This window comes from Synechococcus sp. JA-3-3Ab (assembly GCF_000013205.1).
GTDB lineage: Bacteria > Cyanobacteriota > Cyanobacteriia > Thermostichales > Thermostichaceae > Thermostichus.
The window spans coordinates 101,550-123,676 of the sequence record NC_007775.1 but is presented as its reverse complement, the minus strand read 5'-3'; the positions used below and the strand labels follow the sequence as shown (position 1 = coordinate 123,676).

At 60.6% G+C, this 22,127-nt stretch carries 23 protein-coding genes; 12 read left to right on the top strand and 11 right to left on the bottom strand.

Features of this window, described 5'->3' with window-relative positions:
- Positions 1 to 248 precede the first annotated feature (248 nt).
- Positions 249 to 1,331, bottom strand: a complete 1,083-nt coding sequence (gene pstS, locus CYA_RS00610) for a phosphate ABC transporter substrate-binding protein PstS (RefSeq protein WP_041438026.1) — start codon at positions 1,329 to 1,331, stop codon at positions 249 to 251.
- Positions 1,332 to 1,789: 458 nt separating this feature from the next.
- Between pstS and speA the strand changes: the two genes are divergently transcribed.
- Complete coding sequence (gene speA, locus CYA_RS00605) at positions 1,790 to 3,715, top strand: biosynthetic arginine decarboxylase (RefSeq protein WP_011429050.1); 1,926 nt, start codon at positions 1,790 to 1,792, stop codon at positions 3,713 to 3,715.
- 259 nt (positions 3,716 to 3,974) lie between these two features.
- On the opposite strand, the gene CYA_RS00600 is transcribed toward speA, so the two are convergent.
- From CYA_RS00600 to CYA_RS00590, 3 genes are all read right to left on the bottom strand, one after another.
- Positions 3,975 to 4,220 carry a GlsB/YeaQ/YmgE family stress response membrane protein gene (locus CYA_RS00600; protein WP_011429049.1) on the bottom strand — a complete coding sequence of 82 codons (246 nt, stop codon included), beginning with the start codon at positions 4,218 to 4,220 and terminating at the stop codon, positions 3,975 to 3,977.
- 341 nt (positions 4,221 to 4,561) lie between these two features.
- Positions 4,562 to 5,866: a metallophosphoesterase family protein gene (locus tag CYA_RS00595; RefSeq protein ID WP_011429048.1), complete on the bottom strand. Its 1,305-nt coding sequence runs from the start codon at positions 5,864 to 5,866 to the stop codon at positions 4,562 to 4,564.
- A 118-nt stretch (positions 5,867 to 5,984) separates the two neighbouring features.
- Positions 5,985 to 6,236 carry an RNA recognition motif domain-containing protein gene (locus tag CYA_RS00590; protein WP_011429047.1) on the bottom strand — a complete coding sequence of 84 codons (252 nt, stop codon included), beginning with the start codon at positions 6,234 to 6,236 and terminating at the stop codon, positions 5,985 to 5,987.
- A 379-nt stretch (positions 6,237 to 6,615) separates the two neighbouring features.
- Between CYA_RS00590 and CYA_RS00585 the strand changes: the two genes are divergently transcribed.
- The 4 genes from CYA_RS00585 to def all read left to right on the top strand — a co-directional run bounded on the left by CYA_RS00585 (position 6,616) and on the right by def (position 8,489).
- Positions 6,616 to 6,792, top strand: coding sequence for an NblA/ycf18 family protein (locus CYA_RS00585; protein ID WP_011429045.1), 177 nt, complete (start codon positions 6,616 to 6,618; stop codon positions 6,790 to 6,792).
- Positions 6,792 to 7,118, top strand: a complete 327-nt coding sequence (locus CYA_RS00580; protein ID WP_011429044.1) for a DUF2499 domain-containing protein — start codon at positions 6,792 to 6,794, stop codon at positions 7,116 to 7,118. The genes CYA_RS00585 and CYA_RS00580 overlap by 1 nt, the downstream gene beginning before the upstream one ends.
- A gap of 3 nt (positions 7,119 to 7,121) precedes the next feature.
- Positions 7,122 to 7,433 (top strand): DUF3593 domain-containing protein, encoded by a 312-nt coding sequence (locus CYA_RS00575; protein ID WP_011429043.1) that lies wholly within the window; start codon positions 7,122 to 7,124, stop codon positions 7,431 to 7,433.
- Between the two features lie 459 nt (positions 7,434 to 7,892).
- Positions 7,893 to 8,489, top strand: coding sequence for a peptide deformylase (gene def / locus CYA_RS00570; RefSeq protein WP_011429042.1), 597 nt, complete (start codon positions 7,893 to 7,895; stop codon positions 8,487 to 8,489).
- A gap of 1 nt (position 8,490) precedes the next feature.
- Here the strand turns inward: def and CYA_RS00565 are convergent, their stop codons facing one another.
- Positions 8,491 to 8,844 carry a hypothetical protein gene (locus tag CYA_RS00565; protein WP_011429041.1) on the bottom strand — a complete coding sequence of 118 codons (354 nt, stop codon included), beginning with the start codon at positions 8,842 to 8,844 and terminating at the stop codon, positions 8,491 to 8,493.
- Between the two features lie 223 nt (positions 8,845 to 9,067).
- Here CYA_RS00565 and cbiD point away from each other — a divergent pair, with 223 nt between their 5' ends.
- Entirely contained in the window at positions 9,068 to 10,186 is a 1,119-nt protein-coding gene (cbiD, locus tag CYA_RS00560; RefSeq protein WP_011429040.1) for a cobalt-precorrin-5B (C(1))-methyltransferase CbiD, read from the top strand.
- Positions 10,187 to 10,326: 140 nt separating this feature from the next.
- Here cbiD and CYA_RS00555 read toward each other — a convergent pair whose 3' ends face one another.
- Positions 10,327 to 12,234 carry an ExeM/NucH family extracellular endonuclease gene (locus CYA_RS00555; protein WP_011429039.1) on the bottom strand — a complete coding sequence of 636 codons (1,908 nt, stop codon included), beginning with the start codon at positions 12,232 to 12,234 and terminating at the stop codon, positions 10,327 to 10,329.
- A 227-nt stretch (positions 12,235 to 12,461) separates the two neighbouring features.
- Here CYA_RS00555 and CYA_RS00550 point away from each other — a divergent pair, with 227 nt between their 5' ends.
- The 4 genes from CYA_RS00550 (at position 12,462) to CYA_RS00535 (ending at position 15,921) form a co-directional block, all read left to right on the top strand.
- Complete coding sequence (locus tag CYA_RS00550) at positions 12,462 to 13,379, top strand: DUF1517 domain-containing protein (protein WP_041438024.1); 918 nt, start codon at positions 12,462 to 12,464, stop codon at positions 13,377 to 13,379.
- A 61-nt stretch (positions 13,380 to 13,440) separates the two neighbouring features.
- Entirely contained in the window at positions 13,441 to 14,235 is a 795-nt protein-coding gene (locus tag CYA_RS00545) for a hypothetical protein (protein ID WP_011429037.1), read from the top strand.
- Positions 14,236 to 14,307: 72 nt separating this feature from the next.
- The gene (locus CYA_RS00540; protein ID WP_011429036.1) at positions 14,308 to 15,054 is read left to right on the top strand and encodes a peptidylprolyl isomerase; all 747 of its coding nucleotides are present in this window, start codon (positions 14,308 to 14,310) and stop codon (positions 15,052 to 15,054) included.
- A gap of 147 nt (positions 15,055 to 15,201) precedes the next feature.
- Positions 15,202 to 15,921: a HEAT repeat domain-containing protein gene (locus CYA_RS00535; RefSeq protein WP_011429035.1), complete on the top strand. Its 720-nt coding sequence runs from the start codon at positions 15,202 to 15,204 to the stop codon at positions 15,919 to 15,921.
- Positions 15,922 to 15,972: 51 nt separating this feature from the next.
- Here CYA_RS00535 and bchM read toward each other — a convergent pair whose 3' ends face one another.
- Positions 15,973 to 16,638 carry a magnesium protoporphyrin IX methyltransferase gene (bchM, locus tag CYA_RS00530; RefSeq protein WP_011429034.1) on the bottom strand — a complete coding sequence of 222 codons (666 nt, stop codon included), beginning with the start codon at positions 16,636 to 16,638 and terminating at the stop codon, positions 15,973 to 15,975.
- A gap of 140 nt (positions 16,639 to 16,778) precedes the next feature.
- Between bchM and CYA_RS00525 the strand changes: the two genes are divergently transcribed.
- Positions 16,779 to 17,276 carry a hypothetical protein gene (locus tag CYA_RS00525; protein WP_041438022.1) on the top strand — a complete coding sequence of 166 codons (498 nt, stop codon included), beginning with the start codon at positions 16,779 to 16,781 and terminating at the stop codon, positions 17,274 to 17,276.
- A gap of 19 nt (positions 17,277 to 17,295) precedes the next feature.
- Here CYA_RS00525 and CYA_RS00520 read toward each other — a convergent pair whose 3' ends face one another.
- On the bottom strand, positions 17,296 to 18,267 hold the full coding sequence (locus CYA_RS00520) for a D-alanine--D-alanine ligase (RefSeq protein WP_011429032.1): 972 nt from the start codon (positions 18,265 to 18,267) through the stop codon (positions 17,296 to 17,298).
- Positions 18,268 to 18,336: 69 nt separating this feature from the next.
- Positions 18,337 to 19,458: a cell division protein FtsZ gene (gene ftsZ / locus CYA_RS00515; RefSeq protein ID WP_011429031.1), complete on the bottom strand. Its 1,122-nt coding sequence runs from the start codon at positions 19,456 to 19,458 to the stop codon at positions 18,337 to 18,339.
- Positions 19,459 to 20,062: 604 nt separating this feature from the next.
- On the opposite strand from ftsZ, the gene CYA_RS14945 reads away from it, so the two are divergent.
- Positions 20,063 to 20,224, top strand: coding sequence for a hypothetical protein (locus CYA_RS14945; RefSeq protein WP_168173323.1), 162 nt, complete (start codon positions 20,063 to 20,065; stop codon positions 20,222 to 20,224).
- Here the strand turns inward: CYA_RS14945 and CYA_RS14510 are convergent.
- Positions 20,197 to 20,421, bottom strand: a complete 225-nt coding sequence (locus CYA_RS14510) for an ureidoglycolate lyase (RefSeq protein ID WP_206336818.1) — start codon at positions 20,419 to 20,421, stop codon at positions 20,197 to 20,199. The two genes, CYA_RS14945 and CYA_RS14510, sit on opposite strands and share 28 nt — an antisense overlap.
- 206 nt (positions 20,422 to 20,627) lie before the next feature.
- Positions 20,628 to 21,755, bottom strand: a complete 1,128-nt coding sequence (gene wecB, locus CYA_RS00505) for a non-hydrolyzing UDP-N-acetylglucosamine 2-epimerase (RefSeq protein ID WP_011429028.1) — start codon at positions 21,753 to 21,755, stop codon at positions 20,628 to 20,630.
- Positions 21,756 to 22,127: the final 372 nt, after the last annotated feature.

Below are 22,127 nucleotides of genomic sequence, written 5' to 3'. Positions count from 1 at the left end.
GGCTCCTTGTTCTCCTTTTGTTCAAGACGTGACCTCGGCTACCGCCGCCAGGCTGTATGAAGTAGCTTGGGCAGCCAATCCGTGAAAATTCAGCAGGTATTTAGCCGTTTCCTAGGTCGATCCTAACCAGCAGGGCATCTGGGTCAGGGCGAGAATGCCGCCCATTTCTGGCGACTGGAAGGCAGAACAGTTACGGATCTCCGTACCTGCCGCGGCCTTGCTTCCAGGACCGGTTGGGGCAAGGGCGGCTAGCTCTGGATAAGCTGCAGGGCTTCCAGGCTGCGGGCTACAACGGTTTCGGCCAAGGGCAGGTAGCCCATCTCTGCGGCCAGAGCTTGTCCCTCGCTGAGGGCCCAGCGCAGCACTGCCCGCAGGGCGTTGGCCATGGCGGGATCCCGATACTGGCGGTAGGCCAGGATCCAGGTGTAGGTGACGATGGGGTAGGCCCCCGCGCCGGCGGGATCGGGCACAAAAGCCCGCAGGTTGTCGGGCAGCTCGATTTCGCTCAGGGCCAGGGCCGAGGCTTCCGGGGTGGGGAGGACGAACTCGCCGCGGCGGTTTTCCAGGGCCGCCACCGACAGATCCAGGTCGCGGGCATAGACCGATTCCACATAGCCGATCACCCCTTCGCTGAGGAGCATCTGGGCGCTCATGCCTTCGTTGCCTTTCACCCCAATGCCCACCGGCCACTCCAGGGACATGCCGACGCCGATCTCGGAGGCCCAGGTGGGGTCGATGGCGGCCAGGTGGCGGGTAAAGGTGTCGGTGGTGCCGCTGCCGTCGGAGCGGTAGCAGACGGCGATGGGCAGGTCGGGGATCTCCAGGTCGGGGTTGAGGGCCAAAATCTGCGGATCCCGCCACTGGGTAATTTGGCCGCGGAAGATCTGCACCAACACCGAGCGGGACAGTTTGAGGCCGGAGCGGATCCCGGGCAGGTTGTAGCCGACGGCAATGCTGCCTGCCGTCATCGGGATCATGACCACGCCCCGCTTGACTTCGGCAATTTCGGCATCGGTCATGGCCACGTCGCTGGCGGCAAAGTCCACCGTCTGGTCGATAAATTGGCGGATGCCGGCGGCGCTGCCCACCGGCTGGAAGTTGATTTCGACTTTGGGATCCACCTGGCGGTAGTCGGAAAACCAGCGCAAATACAGGGGAGCCGGGAAGGTGGCCCCGGCCCCGTTGATCAACAAGGTCTCAGCGGCAAGCTGGCTGTCGGCAACAGGGCCAGCCTGCCCAGAACGGGATCCCCTTCGGCAGGCGCTCAGGCCAGCAGCAGCCAGCAACGACAGCAGCATTTCTCGGCGGCGAAGGCGGGGCAGTTGCACCATAGCTGAGGCGCTCCAAGCTCTCCGCCCCGATCCTTGTCTTGCCTACGGAGCCCTGTCAAGGGTGGCCATCCTGAGCTCTGGGAAGCACCAGAGGGGACAACCTTCCGCAAAAGGCAGCTTCTTCCCTCCACCAACTTGTCGCCGATCCTTGCAGGATTCGCTGCGCTCTTGGGCAACAGTTGGGATCCCAACCCCGCTTCTGGATCCAGAGTAAAAAACGAAGCCTGAGCGAGAAAAACAAAGAAAAACAGCGAAAAAAAGAGAACGAGAGAGTTGAGTTCTGCAGCAACTGCAGAGGGATCCTCAGGCCAAAGCCTTATCTGGCAAGGCTTAGCCGGTTTGGGGCCGGATCCCCCCTGCCTTGGAAAAATCTTGACATATCTTGGAATAGGGCAATATATTGTGGATTCTGTGCAGAAATCCTGCGCTGTTCACATCTCGGTATCTGGGGGACTACTATGCCGACTTTGACTCGTTCTCCCTGGACACTGCGAGACAGCGAAAAGCTCTATCGCATCTCAGGTTGGGGGGATCCCTACTTCCGTATCAACGCCGCCGGTCATGTGGAGGTAACCCCACAGGGCTCACAGCAGCAGGAAGGGGGCATCGACCTGTACCACCTGGTAACGGATCTGGTGGCGCGGGGTTTGCAGTTGCCTTTGTTGATTCGCTTTCCCGAGATCGTGGCCGACCGCATGCGGCGGATTTGTGAGAGCTTTCAGCAGGCCATCGAGCGCTTTGGCTACCCCAACGTCTACCGAGGGGTTTACCCGGTCAAGGTGAACCAGCAGCGCCACCTGGTGGAAGAGGTGGTCAAGCACGGCCGTGCCTACCACTTTGGCCTGGAGGCGGGATCCAAGCCGGAGCTGTTGATCGCCCTGGCTCTGCTGGATACACCTGGGGCTTTGTTGATCTGCAACGGCTACAAAGACCGCGACTTTATGGAAACGGCCCTCTTGGCCCAGCGGCTGGGGCGCACCCCCATCATCGTCCTGGAACGGCTGCAAGAGCTGGAGCTGGTGCTGCAAGCTGCCGAGCACCTGGGGATTGATCCCCTGCTGGGGGTGCGGGCCAAGCTGTCCGCCCAGGGCAGTGGCCGCTGGGGCACCTCGGCTGGGGATCGGGGCAAGTTCGGCCTCACGGCCACCGAGATGTTGCAGGTGGTGGAGCGGCTGCGGGAAGTCGGCAAGCTGCACTGTCTGCGCCTGTTGCACTACCACATCGGCTCGCAGATCTCGATGGTGAGCGTGCATGGGCGGGCCGTGCGGGAGGCCAGCCAGATCTACATCGAGCTGGTCAAGCTGGGGGCGCCGATGGGCTATCTGGATGTCGGCGGCGGCTTGGGGGTCGATTACGACGGATCCCAGTCCACCAGCCACTTTTCCCAGAGCTACAGCCTGGAAGATTACGCCGCCACCGTGGTGCAGACGGTGCTGACCGCCCTGCAGCCGCACGGGATCCAGCCGCCGGTGCTGGTGACCGAAAGCGGGCGGGCCCTGATGTCCCACCAGTCGGTGCTGGTCTTCGACATCCAGGATGTCAACGCCGCCAGCCCCTACCCCATGCCCACCCAGCTCACCTCCGATGCTGAGGTGATCCAAAAGCTGAACCAGCTCTACTACGAGATCCGGCCCGAGACCCTGGTGGCCGACTATCGCCGCTGCCAGGAGCTGAAAGAGGCCGCCCTGCGCCAATTTACCGAGGGATCCCTCAGCTTGCGGGAGCGGGCCGAGGTGGAGCGGCTGTTTTGGAACTGCTCCGACAAGATCTGCACGCTGGCCTACGAGCAGCACCAGGCGGGGCAGCCGGTGGCCGTAGATCTCCTGGATCTGGACGAGATGCTGGCCAGCATCTACTACGGCAACTTCTCCCTCTTCCAATCCCTGCCGGATAGCTGGGCCATCGACCAGGTGTTCCCCATCATGCCCATCCACCGTCTGGACGAGGAGCCGCGCCAGTGGGCCACCCTGGCCGATCTGACCTGCGACAGCGACGGCAAGATCAACCGCTTCTTTGGCGAAGACGGGCAGATCACCTCGGTTTTGCCGCTGCACGATCCCAACGGGCAGCCCTACCTGCTGGGGGTGTTTCTGGGGGGCGCCTACCAAGAAATCCTGGGGGATCTGCACAACCTGTTTGGAGACACCAACGCGGTGCACATCCGCACCCGTCCCGGCGGCTACCAAGTCACCCAAGTCATCAAGGGGGACACCATCGGCGAAGTGCTGAGCTGGGTGCAGTACAACAGCGAAGACCTGGTGGAAACCCTCCACCACGCCACCGAAGCCGCGCTACAAAGGGGGCAGATCACTCTAGAGCAGGCTAGGGCGCTGCAGCAGCACTTTGAAGACAACCTGCGGGCCTACACTTACCTGCACCGCTAGCTGCCCCTCTGCCATCCCGGCTTTAGCTCGTGGGGGTGGTGGGGGTGGCTGAGCCCTGCGCTGTACTCAGTGCCGGGAGTAGGTCACGGAAGGGGTGGGCTCTATGGCCCCCTTTTTCTAATGACAGCTTCCGGCCTGAGCAGAGGTGCTCCTTACCCGGCAATCTGAACCAGACACGGGTTTGATCCACAGCCAACCAAAAAAAGCAGCGTCACGTCAGCCATCCCTGCCCGCTGGCGACGTACCCCCCTTGGAGAAGTTAAGCCCGGCGAAGAAAGTTGACCAACGCCAACAAAACCAGAGCCCCAACGGTTGCCATCACCAAGTTCCCCAGCAGACCTGTAGCCCATAAGCCGAGCAAGTTGAAAAGGTATTCTCCCACAACTGCTCCGCAAATGCCGACAATGATGTTACCAATCAGGCCAAAACCGTAGCCGCGCTGGATAGACCCTGCCAGCCAACCGGCAATTGCCCCGATCACTAGAGACCTTAGTACGCTTTCCATGCCCTTTGCTCCTTCTTTTCTCGAGACAAATCCACTCCACCTCCAGCTTCTTTCGAAGTCGAGACAGATCCTGGCAGTGACATGATAACTACAGGGATCCCTTGCTTTCCACGGCTCCCCAGCTCTACAAAAGGAAAGACTGGCAGGGTGAGATCTGCCAGCCTAGGTTAGTTCCCTGGAAGTGAGCTGAGAGCGTCGTTGCCAACGACTTCAACCCAGTTCCAGTCTCTGCCGTTTCCCCCCCCTCCCGAAGTGATCCGGATCACGCGGCAAAGGTTCTTTAGAAGCGGCCCTGCTCCCCACCTCTGACCGACAAAGGTCAAAGCAATGGAGGCAGAGCCCTAGAACAAGGGCAATTGCTGCTCTTCCCCTTCAGCAAGGCTTGCAGGATCTGCCTCCTCCCTGTTGGCATTTCCCTCTGACAAGGGATCTGCTGCTTCCGCCAACAACTGACGAGCAGCGGCTAGCAACTCGTTGCGCAAGGGGGCCAGATCGCTGCGGTCGGCCAGATAGTGCTCCAGGGCCGTCAGGGGCTCTAGACAACTGGGATCCAGGGCCGGCAGGCGAATGCGGCTGGGGCTGACCACGTCTGGGACGAGAGTATAGCTGAAGGCAGGGGCGAGGGCCTGGTGCAGGGTCCGCTCGTCAACGCAATCGAGCTGGTCAGGGCGGAGGCGGTAGATCAGGCGCAGGATGGAGCCGGGTACAGGGGCCTTGGCAATGGCCTCCAGCAGTTTGGCCTGCACCTCTTGGGGGGGATAGGGGGTGAGATCAAGGCGGATGGAGTGAAAGGTGCGGGTGGGCAAGGGCAAAAATTCGTAGCTCGCCCCCGTGGCCGTCACCTCTGCCAACACACAACCTTTTTCCTCTTGTTCCTCCCCAAAGTCGACTCGCTCAATGCTGCCGGGATAGATTACCAAGGGATCCCGACACAACACCTGGTGACGGTGCACATGACCCAAAGCCACGTATTGGTAGGCGGGCCGCGCCAGCAGCGACAGGGGCACCGTCACTCCCTTGCCCACCGAAAGATGCCGCTCCGTCCCGTAGCGGGCTGTATCCACCATCACATGGGCCAACAAAATCGCCGGGATCCCTGGCTGCAAAGTGCGGATCTCCCCTTCCAGAGCCAGATCGAGGCGCTGCAGGAGCTGCTGAGTGAATACTTCGGCATTGAGATCCAGGCTCTCCTGGCGGGCAAGCAGGGTGGAGCGGTTTAGCCAAGGCAAGGTGGTCACCTGCACCGGGCCGCTGCGAGTTTCAATCCAATGGGTCTGCAGCCGATCCCCCACAACGAATCCCGCCACCCCCAGAGCGCGGTAGATGGCCAAGCTGTTGCCCTCTTGCCCCTGCCCGTACTGGTCGTGGTTGCCCACCAAGAGAACGGTCGGGATCCGGGCATCGGCCAGGCGGCGAAATTGTTGGGCAAAGAGCTCTTGGTGCAGCGGCGGCGGCGTCGCGTCGGGAAAGGCATCGCCCCCAAACAGCACCAGATCCACAGCCTGATCGAGGGCATGATCAATGCATAGGCGCAAAGAAGCGACAAAATCCTCCAAACGCGTGTTCAGCCCCGTAGCTGGGTTGATGGAGCCGTAGGCCAAGCCACTGCCCAAATGAATATCGGAAAAATGCAGCAGCTTCACCATCTCAAGCAGCCTTGAAGCCCTTCCATCCGTTGCCCTCACTCCTGCCCGCCGTTTGCCTGCCTTGCCAACTTTTGGATTGGCACCCCACTCGGAGTCAGATGAGGAATCCCCGCTGAAGCTAAGCCTGTCGGCGAGGCCTGGCTCGATCCAAACGCAAAGGTCGGCCCATAAATTCCTGGCCGTTGGCGACGTCGATGGCCTCCTCTTCCTCGGCCTCCGTGGCCAAATCCACAAACGCGAAGCCCCGTGTCTGGCCCGTTTCTCGGTCTATCGGGATTGTAACCGACTTAACGTTCCACCTCTGCTGGAAGAAAGCTGCTAGCTCTTCTGTTGAGGCTTTATAGTTTAGGTTTCCCACAAAAATGGTCATGGCAATTCAAGCAAAGCAAGGCGCGAATCGGAAAGAGCGGCAACCAAAGCTCAAGGTACTTCACTTTTATCACGGGGCCCCGCCTAATCGCACAACATGACAGGATGTAAAGGGATCGCCGCTCAAAAATCTTCGCACTTTCCCATCCAAAATGTGCTTTTGTCAAACTTTACGGGCGTGTACTTTTCCCGCTCCTTTGTTGAGTTTCCCCTCCAGCTCTGGCTCGACCGGTATCCGGAGGCCCTTGTCGTTTTGTTGCAACTTGTTAAACTAGATTGTTAAGATATGTATTGTCCTGCTTGCAGTGCTTGTTGGGAGCAGCGCTGGGATATCCTAGCGCGAGTCTCTCACCTACCCTAAGAGTCTCAAGGTGACGACAATGGAGGAAACGCTAGGTCTCTCTCTGGAGCAAGAATTTCGCCAGCGGGCTTTCGAGACGCTGGTAGCTCGCATGAGCCCTGAGCAGGCCAAGGACATCCTGGTCAAGCTGCACAAGCAAATGCTGTTGCAGGAGGCCACCTACCGCCAGTTGCTGCGCCATTCTCTTGAGGTTTGATGCACGCCCTTTCGTTTCCCACCTGGTGGATTCACATTGCCAGCGTCTTGGAATGGCTGGCGGCCATTGTTTGCGTGTGGCAGTTTGGGGAGCGAACGGGCCGGCCAGAGTGGCGCGGCTTGAGCTGGGCGATGTTGCCTGCTCTGGTGGGGGCAATGTGTGCCATTACCTGGCACTGGTTTGACAACGATCCCGCCCTCAACTGGGTGGTAACTGCCCAGGCGAGCTTGACACTTCTGGGCAATTGCACTCTGGCCTGGGCTGCCTACCGCATTTGGCGGGCGGAGCAGGCGGATCAGTCCCTTGGGAGGAGGGATCCAAGCTAGGCGATGGACAGTTTGTTTGCCCTTTCTCTATTTCCCTATTTGGCCTTCTTGTTTTTCCTGTCGCGGCTCCGCCGGATCCCGCGCCTGGCTTTGATCGGGTTTTGGCTGCTGCTACTGTTTGTGGCCGTCAGCATCCCGGCAGGGTTGTATGCCCAACTGCATTACGGCACTTCCCTGGCCAATGTGGATCCCTTGCATGGGGGAGCAGAGGCTTTCCTCACCCTCTCCAACATTCTGGTGGCCCTGGGCTTCAAGCAAGCCATTGACCAACAGGGATCCCCAGAGGTCGAGGAAGACAGCTCCGAGTTGTATTGACCTTCTCCCCAGTCCAGATTCTTTCTCGCTTGTCGCGAGCTACAGGGGCGGGAGACTGCCATATGTTTGTGGGGGAGGCCATAACCCCAACCTGGACCTAAGCCCAGATACTGACAACGCTGCACCCTCCCCAAACGGGGTGGGGCTGGCGAACATGGCATAGAAGGCGGCTGATCCCCAGCCCCCCTTGCATCCTCCCGTATACGGGGGGAAAGGGGGAGGACGGGGCCTGCGCCGCCAAGGTTTTGGTGATTGCAAACAAGCCCGAGCCAGTCCTTCGGCCCTACCCGCTGCCGAGCCCAAGCACTCCGTGCTGCTGACGCAACTATTCCCAGCTTCTCTGGCAGAGGCAGAGGGGAGCTGAACAGCAGACGCATCGCTTCGGCACGGCTTGGACTGAATGTAGAATGGAAGTCCAGACGGGATGTCTGCTGTTGTTTATTCTGAGAGACCTGCCGGATGGTGGCCACCCTTTCTGTCCCCAAAGCCAAGCTGAAAAACCCGCCTCTGCGCATCCATCGCATGGGTGACAAGGTGCTGCGGCAGCCGGCCAAGCGCGTCAGCCAGGTCAACGACGAGATCCGCCAGTTGGCGCGACACATGCTGCAGACGATGTACAGCGCCGATGGCATTGGCCTGGCAGCTCCCCAGGTGGGCATTCCCAAGCGCTTGATTGTGGTAGATCTCTATCCCGATAAGCCGGAAGTGCCACCGCTGGTGCTGATCAACCCGGAGATCCGCGAGTACCTCGGCGAAGTTGTAGCCGGCCAGGAAGGCTGCCTTAGCATTCCGGGCGTCTTCTGCGAGGTCATGCGGCCGCAGGGGGTGGTGGTTTCGTTTAAGGACGAAACCGGGCGGCCCCGCACCCTCCAAGCCGACGACCTGCTGGCGCGGGTTATCCAACACGAAATCGATCACCTCAACGGTGTGCTGTTTGTGGATCACGTGGAAAACGAGCTGCTGTTGGATCAGGAGCTGCGCAAGCACGGCTTCCAGATGCAAGATGTGCAGCGCAAAAACAGCACACTTGCCACCCCTCCACCGAAACCTCGCTAGGTCATTGCCGCAGGCGCTGCGCCAAGAGCTGTTCTTCTAGAGCAGCAATGCGGTTGTAGGCAGCGGTTAGCTGGGCGCTCAGGCGCTGGATCTGGGCTTCAGGAGCAAGTTCATACGCCGGGCTGCGGTTGCTTACTACAGGGGGATCCTCCTCCAGCAAAAAGTTGTGGCTCCCATCTTCGACCAAGTCTGAGGTGAGAACGCTGTAACGGGAGGGGGCGGGGGCATTTTTTTTAGCCTCCTGCTTTGCCAGGAGAGCAGCCGCCACCTGCTCCGGCATCCGCTCGATGGCAGCTTTCAGCTCCTGAATTTGCAACTCCAGACGCTCAAAATAGTGCTGCAAGGTTTCGCTCATAGCTGCCCCGGTTCTGACTCTTTACTTTCATTGAAAGAGATAAGTTCTCGCTCCTCCCCTTCTTCCCCCAGATCATTTAACGATTACGCGGTTGGAGCACTAAAGTCGGCTTCAGGAGTTTGCCCTATCAAGCCAGTCCTGCTGGCTGGCGTCGGCCACAATTGAGACAGGCTCTCTCCAAAGTTTTTTCCAGAGCAGGTTCCTCTCTATTTCCAGGCAAAAAATGCAGGATGCGGTTCCCCCCTCGTCACAACAGGGCTATACCTTGCCCGTGTTTGCGGTGGCTGCTGCTAAAGCCGCTCTCCGCCGCCTTCTGGGGATCCCTTTGGAGCAGGACGGCGCTCATCCTGTCATTGCAGTGCAGGTGGAGCCCCAGTTCCCTGATGTTTGCATCCGGATCCCAGTGGAGCAGGTGGCTGCTCTCTCGGAGAACACCGCTTTGGCCATTACCCGTTCGGATCCCGGCCCTCATCTGGATCTCACCCGCAACACGCCGGTCTGGGCCTGGGTGGGCTTGGAGGAACGGGATCCCGCCACTCCGCCTTTGCTCCTGGAAGCGGGAGAGGGGCTGGGGCGGCATGCTGATGGCAGCCCGGCCATCTATGCTTACGCTCGGCGCCTGTTTGAGATCAATCTTTCGCCTGGGATCCCGGATGGGTATCGCCTGCGGGTGCGCATCATCTTGCCGGAGGGAAAACTCTTGGCGGAGCGGACTTCCAATGCGGCGTTTGGGGTGCTGGAGGGACTGGCTCTCTTGGGAACGCGGGCCGAGGTGGAGCCTTCTGCCAGTGCCGAGAGCCTGGAGCGGGCCCGCCGCGAATTGCAACAGAAATTGGCCAACCACCGGCATCTGGCCTTTTGCGTGGGCAGCCATGGGCAGCAGGTGGCCTTGCGGCAAGGGATCCCAGCAGAACAAATTCTACTGGTGGCCAATTGGATCGGGCCGCTGCTGGTGGAAGCGGCATTGCGAGGGGCAGACTCGATTCATTTGATCGGCTACCACGGCAAGTTGATCAAGCTGGCGGGGGGCATTTTCACCACTTCCAGCCATGTGGCCGATGCCCGCCTGGAGATCTTGGCGGCAGCCCTCATCCGCTGCGGGGGAACAGCCGAGCAGGCGCGGCAGGTGCTGGAGCTGAGGACGGTAGAGGCAGCGGTGCAGTATCTGAAGGATCTGGGCTGGGCAGAGCCGGTGCTGCAGGAGCTTTCCCGACAAATCCGCCAGCGGGCGACAGCCTATGTGCAAAAGTATGCCGCTCGATCCCTGCCGGTGCAGGTAACCCTGTTCGATCGCCAGGGCCAGGTCTGCGCTCAGGCGGGGATCCCAGGTCGTCTCGATTGAGACAAGGACGCCGCCACCCTACCCCAATCCTGATATGGCTCCCTTTTCAGGGAAAAAAGCGAGCAAAAGAAAGCTGGAGAAGCAAAGCCGCTCCCCCAGCTCCTGCCCATCGAAGTCAGTTTGGCACTTGGATCCCAGTCCTAATTCCCGGCAATCCTAACCGTATCCACCCGCCAGCGAGTGGCTCTGCCAGAAGTTGTGCCAGAAGACCGATAGCGGAAGGCAATGTAAACACGGCCAGGAGGTTGGATCCCAGATAGAGAAATGTTTCCAGAATCCACAAATTGGCCTGTAGAGGGATTGGGAATCGTCAGGGCCGTCCAAGTGGCTGCCTGCACCGCCGCCGGAGTGCCCGCACCGTTGTAATCGGTGGAGTAAAGAACGCTTAGTTGCGGAAAAGGAACGCCGCTATCGGTAAAGGAACTCTGATTGCGGAAGGTCAGAACCGGGTTGTTGGCCGAAGCCAGGTTCAGAGGCGGAGTAATCAGCCAATCATCACCCGGTTGCTGGCCGCCGAAGGCGTTGGCCTCGGCATAGGAATTGACGCAGCGCCAAGAGCGGGTGGTGTCGCCATCCACATCCACAATCTGCCAGCCAGCGGGAGCGGGGTTGCAGTTGTCAAAGTCTTCGGTTAGAGGCAGGTTAACTGGAGGAGGTGTTGGTGTTGGAGTTGGCGTGGGCGTTGGGGTCGGCGTGGGTGTCGGGGTCGGGGTTGGCGTTGGGGTCGGTGTGGGTGTTGGCGTCGGGGTTGACGTTGGCGTCGGCGTCAGGTTCAAGCCGACGATCACCGGGTCGTGATCGGAAGAACGGAAGGGATCCGGGGCGTAAAAGAGGCTCTGCTGTGAGGCGCTCTTGAAGCTCGTGGTGTAGTCCAGGCTCACTGGCTCGTCGGCGTTGATGTGCCACTTGGCCGACCCGGTCACTTGCGGCCTCAAGCTGGCGTTGGCCAAGGCGTGATCCAGGGATCCCCACTGACCTTGGAAGCTGAAGGAATAGCTGTTGGGGCCGTTGAGGTTGGTAAATCCGCCCTCCTCCAAGACTTTGATCGGGTCTTCCTTGGCGTAGGCGTTGAGATCCCCGATAATCAGCACATCCGGATCGGTGGAGCCGGTGGGGTTGGTGGACAACCAGTTCAGGATTTCCTGGGCAGCCCGCCTGCGGTTGCCGTTGCAATTGCCCTGGAAGGGATCGTTGTCGACAGGATCACAGGGGGATCCCTTCGACTTCAAGTGGTTGACCACCACCGTGAAGATGGCGTTGTTGCTCTTCTGCCGGAAGGTGACGGCCAAGGGAGGGCGGTGGCGACGAAGCGAGGGATCTTGGGTGAGTTCCCCGGTATCCAGAAAGGCGGGGTTGGTGCCAGGCGCAATTTCAACCGTAGCCGGCTTATAGATGAAACCATTGGTAATGGCATCACCGCCTAGGTTGGCTACCCCTACATCCACAAAAGCGTAGGTTCCCGGCCCCATGACCTGGTTGAGACCGTTCACCAAATCTTGGATGGAGCTGTTCGGGCCATAGCCGTCGTTTTCCAGCTCGTTCAGGCCCACAATATCGGCGTCCATGCGGCGAATCGCCTCGATGATCTTGTCCCGCTGGCGGGTGAACTCTGCGGCGTTCCTGGCCCCTCGACACTCGGAATTGTTGGGGAAGCAAATGTTGCCGAAGGTGTTGAAGTAGTTGAACAGATTGAAGCTGGCCACCTTCAGGGATCCGCCTACCGCGGGTGGAGTTTGCGGGCGAGGGTTGACGGACTGAAACGTCGGCAAGTTGCTGGGATCGTTGGGGTGGATGCGGTAGTCGATGGTGGCATCCACGTCGCCAGCGACGTTCCGGCCCCGTAACTGAGTCATGATCCCAACGATGTTGCTGACGCGATCCCCGCCCCGCACCGTGTTGGCAGCGCTGAGACCGCCAGGAGTGGGATAGATAACCGGATCCGGGTTTTGGGTGAGCAGCCGGTCATCGATGCGGATCCGTTTGCGGTTGTTCTCTTCCTGGAGGGCGGCCGCTTGGCTGGGATCCGCAATTTGCGTGGGGGTGAACAACCGCCCCGCCTTCAGGCGGTGGGAGTGTCAAGACTGCGGTCGCCTCCGTCGATAGTCTCGATGGGCCAGATTGAAGTAATCCTGAGTTGGATGCTGAGGAGTAAATCGGTGGGGATTCACAAGCAATGGCTCAAATAGCCCGCTAAAAGGTTCGGATCCCTGCCCTCTGCTGTCTAAGGAAAGAGCATACAATTGAGGAAGACTAGCCCCGTGATGGACACGTGAACATGCTGAAACGAATCAGTCGAAGCTGCCGGCCCCTGCTGGCCATTGCCCTGGCTTTGATCTTGGCCTTGGCCCCCGTCAGTGCCGTCTGGGCGCGCAGTGGTGGTCGCATTGGCGGTGGCTCTTTCCGCTCTCCGACCTTCTCTGCCCCCCGCTCCGTTGGCCCCCGCTCGGCTCCGGTGTACCCCAGCTATGGAGGGGGGTTCGGCTTTCCCCTGGTGGTGCCCTTTTTCTGGGGTGGTGGTGGCGGCCTGCTGACACTGCTGCTGCTCATCGGGGCAGGTAGCTTTCTGGTGCGCAGCCTGCGCTCGGCTGTTTCCGAAGATGGCGACGAGGGGGTTGCTGACCCGCCAGTAACCCTGGCTCAGGTGAAAGTGGGCCTGCTGGCCAGCGCCCGGCAACTGCAAAAAGACATGAACGCCCTGGCTCTGGAAGCGGATACCCAATCGCCGGAAGGGCTGAGCCAACTCCTGCAAGAGGTCACCCTCGGCTTGATGCGCTACAGCGACTACTGGGCCTATGGCCATGCCCAAGCAGAGAAGCTGCCTCTCTCCCGCGCCGAGTCTCTGTTCTACCAAGCCTCTTTGCAAGAGCGCAGCAAGTTTAGCGCCGAAACCCTCAGCAACCGCAACAACCAAATCCAACAGGTTCCCCAAGCGGTCCTTAAACGCGCTGCTGCCGGGATCCCGGATGTCGGCGAGTATCTGGTCGTTACTCTACTAGTTGCGTATCGCGGCAACTTAGGTACACTACCTGTAGTTAAATCTGCGGCGGATCTGCGGCAGTGCCTGCTGCAGTTGGCCTCCATTCCGGCGGAGCGAATTGTGGCGATCGAAGTGCTGTGGACGCCGCAGTTGGAAGGAGACACCCTGTCGGCAGAGGCGCTGTTGACCGAGTACCCGGAAATGCGGCTCCTGTGAGAGCGCTGGAGTGAGGAGACGGCTGCTGTCGGCTAGGGGTCTCGCCGCCAAGGGAGGTTCTATGTCCGGGTTTGATGCTTCGGCAGACAGGAGCCGTCGTTCTCCTTGGGCTGTATTGCGTTACAAGAGTCAAGCAGATTCCCTGCTGGATGAGCTGCTTGAGGATTTGGAGCACAGCCTTGAAGAAGGGCTGGTGGAAGAGTACCCCTATTGGGGCACGCGCCCGCCGCTGCCTTTGCGGCGCTCTTCTATGGCCTCAGGGATCCTACTGGGTTTGGCCTTGGCGGCCACTCTGGTAGCAGGGCTAGCCTTCTGGACGACCCTGCGCCGCCGGGCGGGAGTCTTTTCTCAGGCCAATTCTCCTTGGCTGAGGGATCCTGTGACTGAGGCCTCCGATTCTCCCAACTCGGATTTCCGGCTGGCCCAGGAACAGGAACCATCTCGGCCCCCAGAGGCGGGAGGTAAAACTCCTCGAGATCCCTCTGAGGAAGTTTCGTCTCAGGAGCCACCTAGGATCACCTTAGCCGAGCCAGAGGCGAAAACAACCCCCGTAAGGCCGCCAGCGGCCACCGCTCCTACCCCTGCAGCGGCAACCAGCGCTTCTCCTCCCTCCCTCAGGTCTGCGCCGGTGCGGATCCCGCCTCAACCGCCGCCGCAGATGAAGCTGGTGGGGTTGATCCACGATCCGGGCGATCCCAAGGCTCTGATTCTGATCGACAACGTGGTGCGACAGGTGCCGGTTGGCCAGGCGGTGAAAGCAGAGTGGCGGGTCACCTCCATCAGCCCCTACGGGGTGAGGGTAAGCAATGGCGCTCAAAGCGTCACCTTGCAATTGGGGTTGTCGCAACGGCTCTAGATATCTCTCTTGACATCTGGAGAGGGATCCCTGTGGAAAGTTGGATCAAATCGAAAAAGGGAGAAGGGGCAGATGCAATTTACCAAGCTGGGGCGAATGAGCCGCTGCAGAGTGGGGTTGGGCTTGGCTTTGGGGTACCTCTGTCTTGGTCTGTTCGCTTGTCGCCGTGCGCTCCCCTCCTCTGGCTCTCCATCGGGGATCCCACCGGCCTACGCCCATCGCCCGCAACTGCAGGGCAAGGCGCTGGTGGAGCTAGAGGTGCAAACTGCTGAGGGAGCGGGCAAGGTGATCTTGGAGATTCACGGGGAGGAGGCGCCCCTCACGGCTGGCCAGTTTGTGGATTTGGTGCAGCGGGGCTTTTACAACGGTCTCACCTTCCATCGAGTGGAGAAAGATCCCCAACCTTTTGTGGTGCAAGGAGGGGATCCGCGGGGAGATGGCACCGGTGGCGCTACCGAGCCGGGCAGCAACCGCCTGCGCACCATCCCTTTGGAGATTCAGGTGCGTGGGGAGCCTCACCCCCGCTACAACACCTTGATTGAGGATCCCATCGCCCTGAGCAAGCTGGCCTTGCCCCATCGCTTGGGCGCGGTGGCCATGGCCCGTTCTAGCCCGCTGGATTCGGCCTCTTCCCAGTTTTACATCGCCCTCTCTGCTCTGCCGATCCTGGATGGGCGCTATGCGGTGTTCGGCTATGTCACCAGTGGCATGGAGTGGGTGGAGCGCCTGCAGGTGGGGGATGTGATCCGCTCGGCGCGGGTGCTGGAAGGAGCGGACTTGCTGCAGGTTCCCGGATCTCCAGATTCAACTGCAAACTAGGGACCTCGGCGGCTTATGATGGGCTGCAGCCAGGATTTGCTTGCTTGGCTGCTTTTTCCGCCTTCATTCTGGCCTTTTGCCTGGGGAGAAGAGATTTTCGTGCTCCTGCCCTCCCCGCCAACGGCACCAATCTGCCCGCGCCCCTTCATGTACCAAGATGCCTTTTCTCCCCTAGACGAGCTGCCACCTCACTCGCCGCCGGAGGTAGATGTGGAGCGGATGCTGCAGCAGTTGCAGGATCCGGATCCCCGTTTGCGGATGCAGGCGGCCCGCGCCTTCTGTGAGATCGAAGAGCCCCGTGCCGTGCCGTCCCTGTTGGCTCTGCTCAGGGATCCCTGCCCATTGGTGCGGGTAGGGGCGGCCTATGCCCTAGGTCGAAATTCGGATCCCTGTGAGGTGGAGCTGCTGATCGACAGCTTGCGCCGGGATTGGAATGGCTATGTGCGCAAAGGGTTGGTGTGGGCCCTGGGCAATGCCAAGGATCCGCGGGCCTATCCGGTGTTGCTGGAAGTATTGGCCGGAGATATCACAGCCGTGCGACTGTGGGCGGCCAGCGCCCTCGGACAATTGGCCCAAGCTCAGGTGTTGCCCGGCCCGGCCTTGCAAGAGGTGGCGGCAGCCCTCTGTCGGGGCTTGGCCCACGATCCGGTGGCGGCAGTCCGCGGCAACTGCGCCTGGAGCCTAGGGATCCTAGGGCAACATCTGAAGCCGGCGACGCCCTATACAGCTCTCTATCAAATGCTCACCAAGCAGTTGCTGGCCAGCGCCAGCGGCGACCCTGACTGGGGAGTCCAGGATGATGCGCGACTTGCCCTGCAAAAGCTGGCAGATCCGGATTTGCTGGAAAAACTGGGTAACTTCGACTGACCTGGTCGAGCCCAGGCAGCTCGGCCCCAGAGCAAGCTAGGAGCGACGGCTTCAGCGAACCAGGTCAAGCAGCCAGGCAAAGTAGAAGCGGCTTCGAATGGTTCGGCGTTGTTGCACTTTCCAGCCCCACTCGGCCAGGTGGCCCACCAACGTCGCCTCGCGGTGTTGATAGGCGCGGGTGGTTTTGCTGGGGCCAGGGAAGAACTCCCCTACTTTCTTCAGCAGCGTCAGCCAGGGGGTTTTGGGAGCAAAACTGAAGATCAGGCGAGAGCGGGCCAGGCAAGTTAGGTGGTTGAGCATGCGCAGGGCGTCGGCTTCGGGATAGTGGATCATCACATCCAGGCAGACGACGACATCGTACTCCCCCGTCAGTTCCTCCAAATCCAAAACCTGAAACTGGGGGTTGTCTGTGGATCCCAGCTCCATCTGTTGGCGGCGACGCGCTTCGTTGACCATTTGCTCGGAAATGTCGCTGGCAAACACCTGCGCCCCTCGGGCGGCCAAAGGCAAGCTAAGGCTGCCCACTCCGCAGCCGGCATCGCAAATGCGCAGACCGGAGGGATCCCCCAGCCATTGCAACACCGTCTCGACTGTGCGGGCATGGCCCAGTCGAATATCTTTCTGGACAAAATTGACTTCCTCGTTGCCGTAGATGCGCCGCCAGCGCTCGAAACCGACGGTGTTGAAGTAATTGCGGACAATGGCTTTTTCTTGCATAGAACTTCCAGCTACACGACCTCCTCAGGGGCCTTCCTTGCCGATGCGGATACATTCTACCCCGAAGCCGCTGCCGCCACTCCCAGCGCCTGTCCCATGGCTGTATTAGAATTAACTTGCCTTCACTGGAATAAAACTCGATGACGGAAGCTGAGATTGCCCAGGCGTTGCAGGCTCGCTTGGCCGTCCCTGTCAAGATCGCCGTCAAGCGTCGCCAGGCTCACCTGCACGTTCTCCTCAACCGCTCCCCGCAAACCCAGCTCGACTATCCCCATCTCACCCAACAGGTGCGAGCCGCGCTGGAGGCGTTGGGCCTATCCGGCCTGGAGCAGGTGACGGTCTATGGGCGAGCGTCAGGACATTCCGAATACGAGTGGCAGCAAACCCAGCCGCTGCGGGATCCTCTCTTGAGCGCTGAGGAGACCACGCTCGTGCTGGAAAAGCAAGGCAACCGGCTGCTGCAGGATCTAACGCTGGTTGCTCCCGATTCCGCCGGCCCCCAGCCTGAGCCCAAAGAAAAGGGTCCCGGCCAAAAAGCTGCTGGCAAAGGCGGATCCCCTATTGCCTGGCTGTGGCCGGCAGGAGCAGTGCTGATGGTCGGGATGGCGGTGGCGGTTTTGCTTCTTTTCTTTCTCTAGAAAGCAGTCTGGCTGGGGATCAGGCCGGCTGTGGCGAAGGCCGGGATCCAGACGGGGCCGAGCGAGTCAATGCCGCCCTCTGCAGGGCATCCTGCAGCATCCGCTCCACCAGCTCCGTAAACGTCCAGCCCAGAGCTGCCGCCGCCTCTGGGCAAAGCGAAGTGGGGGTCATCCCGGGCAGGGTGTTCACCTCCAGCACCCAAGGGTTCTCGTCGGCATCCACCCGCAGATCCACCCGCGCCAGACCTTCACATCCCAACACCCGATAGGCCCTTAGCCCTGCCGCCTCGCAGCGGGCCAGCCCTGCCGCGCTGAGGGAACAGGGGATCAAATGCCGTGAGCCGCCGGGGGCGTACTTGGCTTCGTAATCGTAAAAATCTCCCTGGGCAGGGATGATCTCAATGGCCGGGAGAACCTGGCCGGAGAGAATGGAGAGGGTGATCTCCTTGCCGGGAATGTAGCGCTCCAGGAAGACCCGCGAGGAGACCGAGCTGGCCAACGCCAGCCCCTGAGCCAACGACACCTCATCCCGCGCAAGGCTAATCCCCACCGTCGAGCCGCTGTTGCTGGGCTTCACCACCAGCGGGGATCCCAAACGCGCCACACACTCGGCCCAGGAGAGCGGCTGCGCTTCATCCCAGACCAGCCACTCAGGAGTGGGAATCCCTTCGGCCCGAAAGATCTGCTTGGAGACCAGCTTGTCCATGGCCAGAGCGCTGGCCAACGGCCCGGATCCCTGATAGGGCAAGCCCAGCCACTCCAGCATCCCCTGCACCACCCCATCCTCACCGCCGGGGCCATGCAGGGCAATCCAGACGAAGTCGCAGCCTGCCTGCCGTTCCTGCCAAAGGCGCAGCGGCAGATCCTCCTCGGGGTCGATCAACTTCGCCCGATGCCCCAGATCCTCCAGCGCCCGCTTACAGGCTTTGCCCGTTACCAAAGAAACCTGACGTTCTGCCGAACGACCCCCTGCCAAGATAACAATGTTCATGGCTTAACCCCAAAGCACTCCCCACTCCCAGCAACCGGCACCAGGATAGCCGCATTCCCTCACTCTAACCTACGAAGGAGGACGGCGGCGGCGCAAAAACTCGGGAATGTCCAAGCCCCCGGATGCAGGGGGCTCAGGCTCAGGGGGCTGTCGAGGCGGTGGCTCAGAGCCAGAGGCAGTGGTCCTACGCGTCCCCACCCCCCCCTTGTTGGCGACCGAGGCTTTGGATCCAGAAGCGGCAGCCGACCGCGATCCGTCAAAACCGGTGGCGATGACGGTGATGCGCACCTCCCCTTGCATGCGCTCGTCCTGGACGGTGCCGAAGATGATGTTGGCTTCTGGATCCACTGCCTCAGCGATAATCTCAGCGGCTACCGTGACCTCGTGCAACGACAGATCCAGCCCGCCGGTGATGTTGAAGAGCACGCCCTTGGCCCCTTCGATGGAAGTTTCCAAAAGGGGAGAGGAGACGGCGGTAATGGCAGCTTCGCGGGCGCGGGACTTGCCGGATCCCATGCCAATGCCCATCAAGGCAGTGCCGGCATCGGCCATCACGCTGCGCACGTCGGCAAAATCCACGTTGATCATGCCGGGGATGAGGATGATATCCGAAATGCCCTGCACCCCCTGACGCAAGACATCGTCCGCGACGCGAAAAGCCTCGTGCACAGGAGTTTGCTCAGAGATCACCGAGAGCAGCTTGTCGTTGGGGATCACGATCAGGGTATCGACCGCCTCCTGCAGCGCTTGGATCCCTTCTTCGGCCTGCTTGGTGCGCCGCTTGCCCTCAAAGGAAAAAGGCCGCGTCACCACCCCCACCGTCAGGGCACCGCTGGCCTTGGCAATCTGGGCGACGATAGGGGCTCCACCGGTGCCCGTGCCCCCTCCCATGCCGGCGGCAATAAAGACCAAATCTGCCCCTTTGAGAGCCGCTGCAATTTCTTCGCTGGACTCTTCGGCGGCTTTCTGACCAATGGCCGGGTTGCCGCCTGCCCCCAGCCCGCGGGTTAACTTTTGCCCGATTTGCAGGCGGTTCACCGTTGATGTCGAGCACTGCGCAAGGGCCTGAGCATCCGTGTTGATACTCCAAAACTCAACACCCTTGAGGTTGCTGGCCGCCATCCGACTGACCGCGTTGCCACCTCCACCCCCCACGCCCACCACCTTAATTTTCGCGGCATTGCTCAGCATGTTCTCCTCTGGATGAGCCGCTGCCTTGGTCTGGGCTCCGTTTCTTTCATACTCGACCTGAGAGTCCTCCCCCGTGTAGCGCTCACTCCAATGGGAAGGCGTTGACTGAGTTTGCTCCAAGCCTTGCCCAGGACTGGGAGGATGAAAGTCTGACCAATGGTTAGATGGCATGTCAGCCCTCAAGATAGCTTAATTCTGGCAAATATCGAACATGCTAGCTGATTTAATATAAGGCAACTCTCTTCAGATGCCAACGGTGAAGACGTTTGCGGATCTTCTAGCTAGGCGGATGCGGCCCCCAAAAAGAGCCTCATCCGGATAATCTGGGCGCTTTCATGTTTCGTACTTTGCCTATGAATCTTCTCTCGCAGTTAAGCTTCCTCTTTTGTACAAGCGAGGTTCCTATCGAAGGGTACGTATTCCCGAACACCTAGTAGATAGAGCCCAAATTAGGACGAACTGTTGCCCCCAGCGCGCTTCGGTCGGAGCTGAGCTTGCGCTTGCCTAAAAGCTAACTTTGCGTTTTCTTTTCGGAGTATTCGAGAATACTCACCCCTCCCAATTCGAGCCTGGCAGACCAACCGCCAATTTTTGCCGATTTTTAATGCTGAGGTTTGGGTATTCTGCAAACTACCCCACGGCTAAAGCCGAAGGCTTCTGCGCCGAAAGAGCCGGTGGGGGGGTGCCGTCGGGGATCCGCGCCATGGGCTTAGAGCGGCTGCAAATGGATCTCGGCGTTCAGCCGCTGGCACAGGGATCCCCCTGATCCTGCGCCGTCGTCCTGCTGGCCAGGGCCTCTACCACTTCGTCGGAGTTGGCAGTCAGCACCACAACGGGGCGCTCGCAGGCGAGGGGGAAAGCGTGCCAGGTGCCGCGGTGCAGCAGCAGCCCGTGCCCAGGGGGGAAGCGCAGGGCTTGCACTTTGTCTAGGTCGGGGAGGGTTTTGGGGGGAGCCATGACCATGATGAATGGCTCCTGTCCCAAGGCCATAAACACATACGCAGGTGGCGCTCCGGCAGAGCACGGCCGGGTAGCTGGGCAGGATCTTGGCGGTGCGGATGACGGCTTTGCCGGTGTACCAGCAGTCGATCCTAGTTTTTTTCGGGGCAGCCGAAGAAAGGGAGGAGCAGGCAACGGTTTTCTCACCCCAGTCTGAGTCTCTGCGGGCCTTATTCTGGTGAGCTGGGCGAGTTAAACTGCCTCTCGATGATGTGGCAAATTTGCCTGGCAGCGGTGCCGTCGCCGAAGGGGTTTTGAGCCTGGGCCATGCGGGCGTAGGCCTGGGGATCCGTGAGCAATTCTCGGGCCGCCTCCAGGATCTTTTCGGGATGGGCGCCCACCAGGCGGGCGGTGCCGGCAGCAATCGCCTCAGGGCGCTCGGTGGTCTGCCGCAGCACCAGCACCGGTTTGCCCAAAGCTGGCGCCTCTTCTTGAATGCCGCCGGAATCGCTGAGGATGAGAGTGCAGCGCTGCATGGCGCTGACCCAGCAGGGATAGTCCAAGGGCTCGGTAAGAAAAACTCGCTCCCGGGATCCCAACAGGGCCTGCAGGGGCTCTCGCACCGCGGGGTTGGGGTGGAGAGGCAAGAGGAGGGCCGTGTCGGGGAACTCCGCCAAAATCTGCAGCAGAGCCTGGCCGATGGCTATTAAGGGATCCCCCCAGTTTTCCCGCCGGTGCACAGTAACCAACAAAACCCGATAGCGCCCCCAGTCCAAGCCAGGGATGGGGCAGGGGATCCCAAGCGCAGCTACCTGTAGCAGGGCATCGATGACGGTGTTGCCCGTGCAATAGATAGAGCCGATCACGCGGCTTTGCTTCAGGTTATCCACCGCTTGCGGCGTGGGAGCAAAGTGCAGGCTGGCCAACTGAGAAATGAGACGGCGATTGGCCTCTTCGGGAAAAGGGTGGTAGAGATCGTCGGTGCGCAGGCCGGCTTCCACATGGCCTACTGGAATGCGTTGGTAAAAAGCAGCCAGGGCAGCGGCAAAGGCGGTGGTGGTATCGCCCTGCACCAAAACCAGTTGGGGCCGCTGCGCCTGCAAGTAGGGTTCTAGACCCCGCAGGGTGGCTTCGGTGATGTCGGTCAGGCTTTGGCGGGGACGCATGATCTCCAGATCCCGATCCGCCCGTAGGCCGAAGAGCCGCATCACCTGATCCACCATCTCCCGGTGTTGCCCTGTCAGGATCACCTCGGTGCGCAGGTGGGGACTGGCCCGCAGGGCCTGGATTACCGGAGCCAGCTTAATGGCTTCGGGCCGCGTGCCCAAGATCACAGAAACCAGAGGAAGGGAGGTCATAGGCTCAAGGGCATCGGCGCCTGGGGGAAGCGAGCAACTCTGGCCCCGCTCCAGACAGATCGGCCGTCAAATCGGGTTTTGGAAAGGCCCTGACTGGGATCGGAGGCTCCCGCCTGCCTGGTTCTCAAGTTACGGCAGCACAGCCTCTGTAGATGGGGATGTTTCCGGGGCCAACTATAGGCAAAGAGAAACCAGCAGAGGGCGCTCCCCCCGATCTTAACCCCCGATTGCTCTACCTTTTGCTTCGCCGAAGCCAGCCCTGGGCAGGGATCCGGCAAAAAACATCAAAACCAAACAGCGCTGCTCGCTCCCTGCCCACCTCGCCCAAGTGGGCCCAGAGGCTGCCGGGCCGGGGACAGTTACCAGGGCCTC

Excerpts from the sequence above, each read along its gene's own strand:
- CYA_RS14510 (WP_206336818.1), bottom strand. The coding sequence starts at position 20,421 with ATGGTCATGGCTCCCCCCAAAACCCTCCCCGACCTAGACAAAGTGCAA.
- bchM (WP_011429034.1), bottom strand. The coding sequence starts at position 16,638 with ATGCAAGAAAAAGCCATTGTCCGCAATTACTTCAACACCGTCGGTTTC.
- wecB (WP_011429028.1), bottom strand. The coding sequence starts at position 21,755 with ATGACCTCCCTTCCTCTGGTTTCTGTGATCTTGGGCACGCGGCCCGAA.
- CYA_RS00550 (WP_041438024.1), top strand. The coding sequence starts at position 12,462 with ATGCTGAAACGAATCAGTCGAAGCTGCCGGCCCCTGCTGGCCATTGCC.
- pstS (WP_041438026.1), bottom strand. The coding sequence starts at position 1,331 with ATGGTGCAACTGCCCCGCCTTCGCCGCCGAGAAATGCTGCTGTCGTTG.
- CYA_RS00595 (WP_011429048.1), bottom strand. The coding sequence starts at position 5,866 with ATGGTGAAGCTGCTGCATTTTTCCGATATTCATTTGGGCAGTGGCTTG.
- CYA_RS00520 (WP_011429032.1), bottom strand. The coding sequence starts at position 18,267 with ATGAACATTGTTATCTTGGCAGGGGGTCGTTCGGCAGAACGTCAGGTT.
- CYA_RS00540 (WP_011429036.1), top strand. The coding sequence starts at position 14,308 with ATGCAATTTACCAAGCTGGGGCGAATGAGCCGCTGCAGAGTGGGGTTG.
- CYA_RS00545 (WP_011429037.1), top strand. The coding sequence starts at position 13,441 with ATGTCCGGGTTTGATGCTTCGGCAGACAGGAGCCGTCGTTCTCCTTGG.
- CYA_RS00565 (WP_011429041.1), bottom strand. The coding sequence starts at position 8,844 with ATGAGCGAAACCTTGCAGCACTATTTTGAGCGTCTGGAGTTGCAAATT.
- ftsZ (WP_011429031.1), bottom strand. The coding sequence starts at position 19,458 with ATGCTGAGCAATGCCGCGAAAATTAAGGTGGTGGGCGTGGGGGGTGGA.
- CYA_RS00600 (WP_011429049.1), bottom strand. The coding sequence starts at position 4,220 with ATGGAAAGCGTACTAAGGTCTCTAGTGATCGGGGCAATTGCCGGTTGG.
- CYA_RS14945 (WP_168173323.1), top strand. The coding sequence starts at position 20,063 with ATGCTGAGGTTTGGGTATTCTGCAAACTACCCCACGGCTAAAGCCGAA.
- CYA_RS00535 (WP_011429035.1), top strand. The coding sequence starts at position 15,202 with ATGTACCAAGATGCCTTTTCTCCCCTAGACGAGCTGCCACCTCACTCG.
- speA (WP_011429050.1), top strand. The coding sequence starts at position 1,790 with ATGCCGACTTTGACTCGTTCTCCCTGGACACTGCGAGACAGCGAAAAG.
- CYA_RS00590 (WP_011429047.1), bottom strand. The coding sequence starts at position 6,236 with ATGACCATTTTTGTGGGAAACCTAAACTATAAAGCCTCAACAGAAGAG.
- cbiD (WP_011429040.1), top strand. The coding sequence starts at position 9,068 with ATGCAGGATGCGGTTCCCCCCTCGTCACAACAGGGCTATACCTTGCCC.
- def (WP_011429042.1), top strand. The coding sequence starts at position 7,893 with ATGGTGGCCACCCTTTCTGTCCCCAAAGCCAAGCTGAAAAACCCGCCT.
- CYA_RS00525 (WP_041438022.1), top strand. The coding sequence starts at position 16,779 with ATGACGGAAGCTGAGATTGCCCAGGCGTTGCAGGCTCGCTTGGCCGTC.
- CYA_RS00575 (WP_011429043.1), top strand. The coding sequence starts at position 7,122 with ATGGACAGTTTGTTTGCCCTTTCTCTATTTCCCTATTTGGCCTTCTTG.
- CYA_RS00580 (WP_011429044.1), top strand. The coding sequence starts at position 6,792 with ATGCACGCCCTTTCGTTTCCCACCTGGTGGATTCACATTGCCAGCGTC.
- CYA_RS00585 (WP_011429045.1), top strand. The coding sequence starts at position 6,616 with ATGGAGGAAACGCTAGGTCTCTCTCTGGAGCAAGAATTTCGCCAGCGG.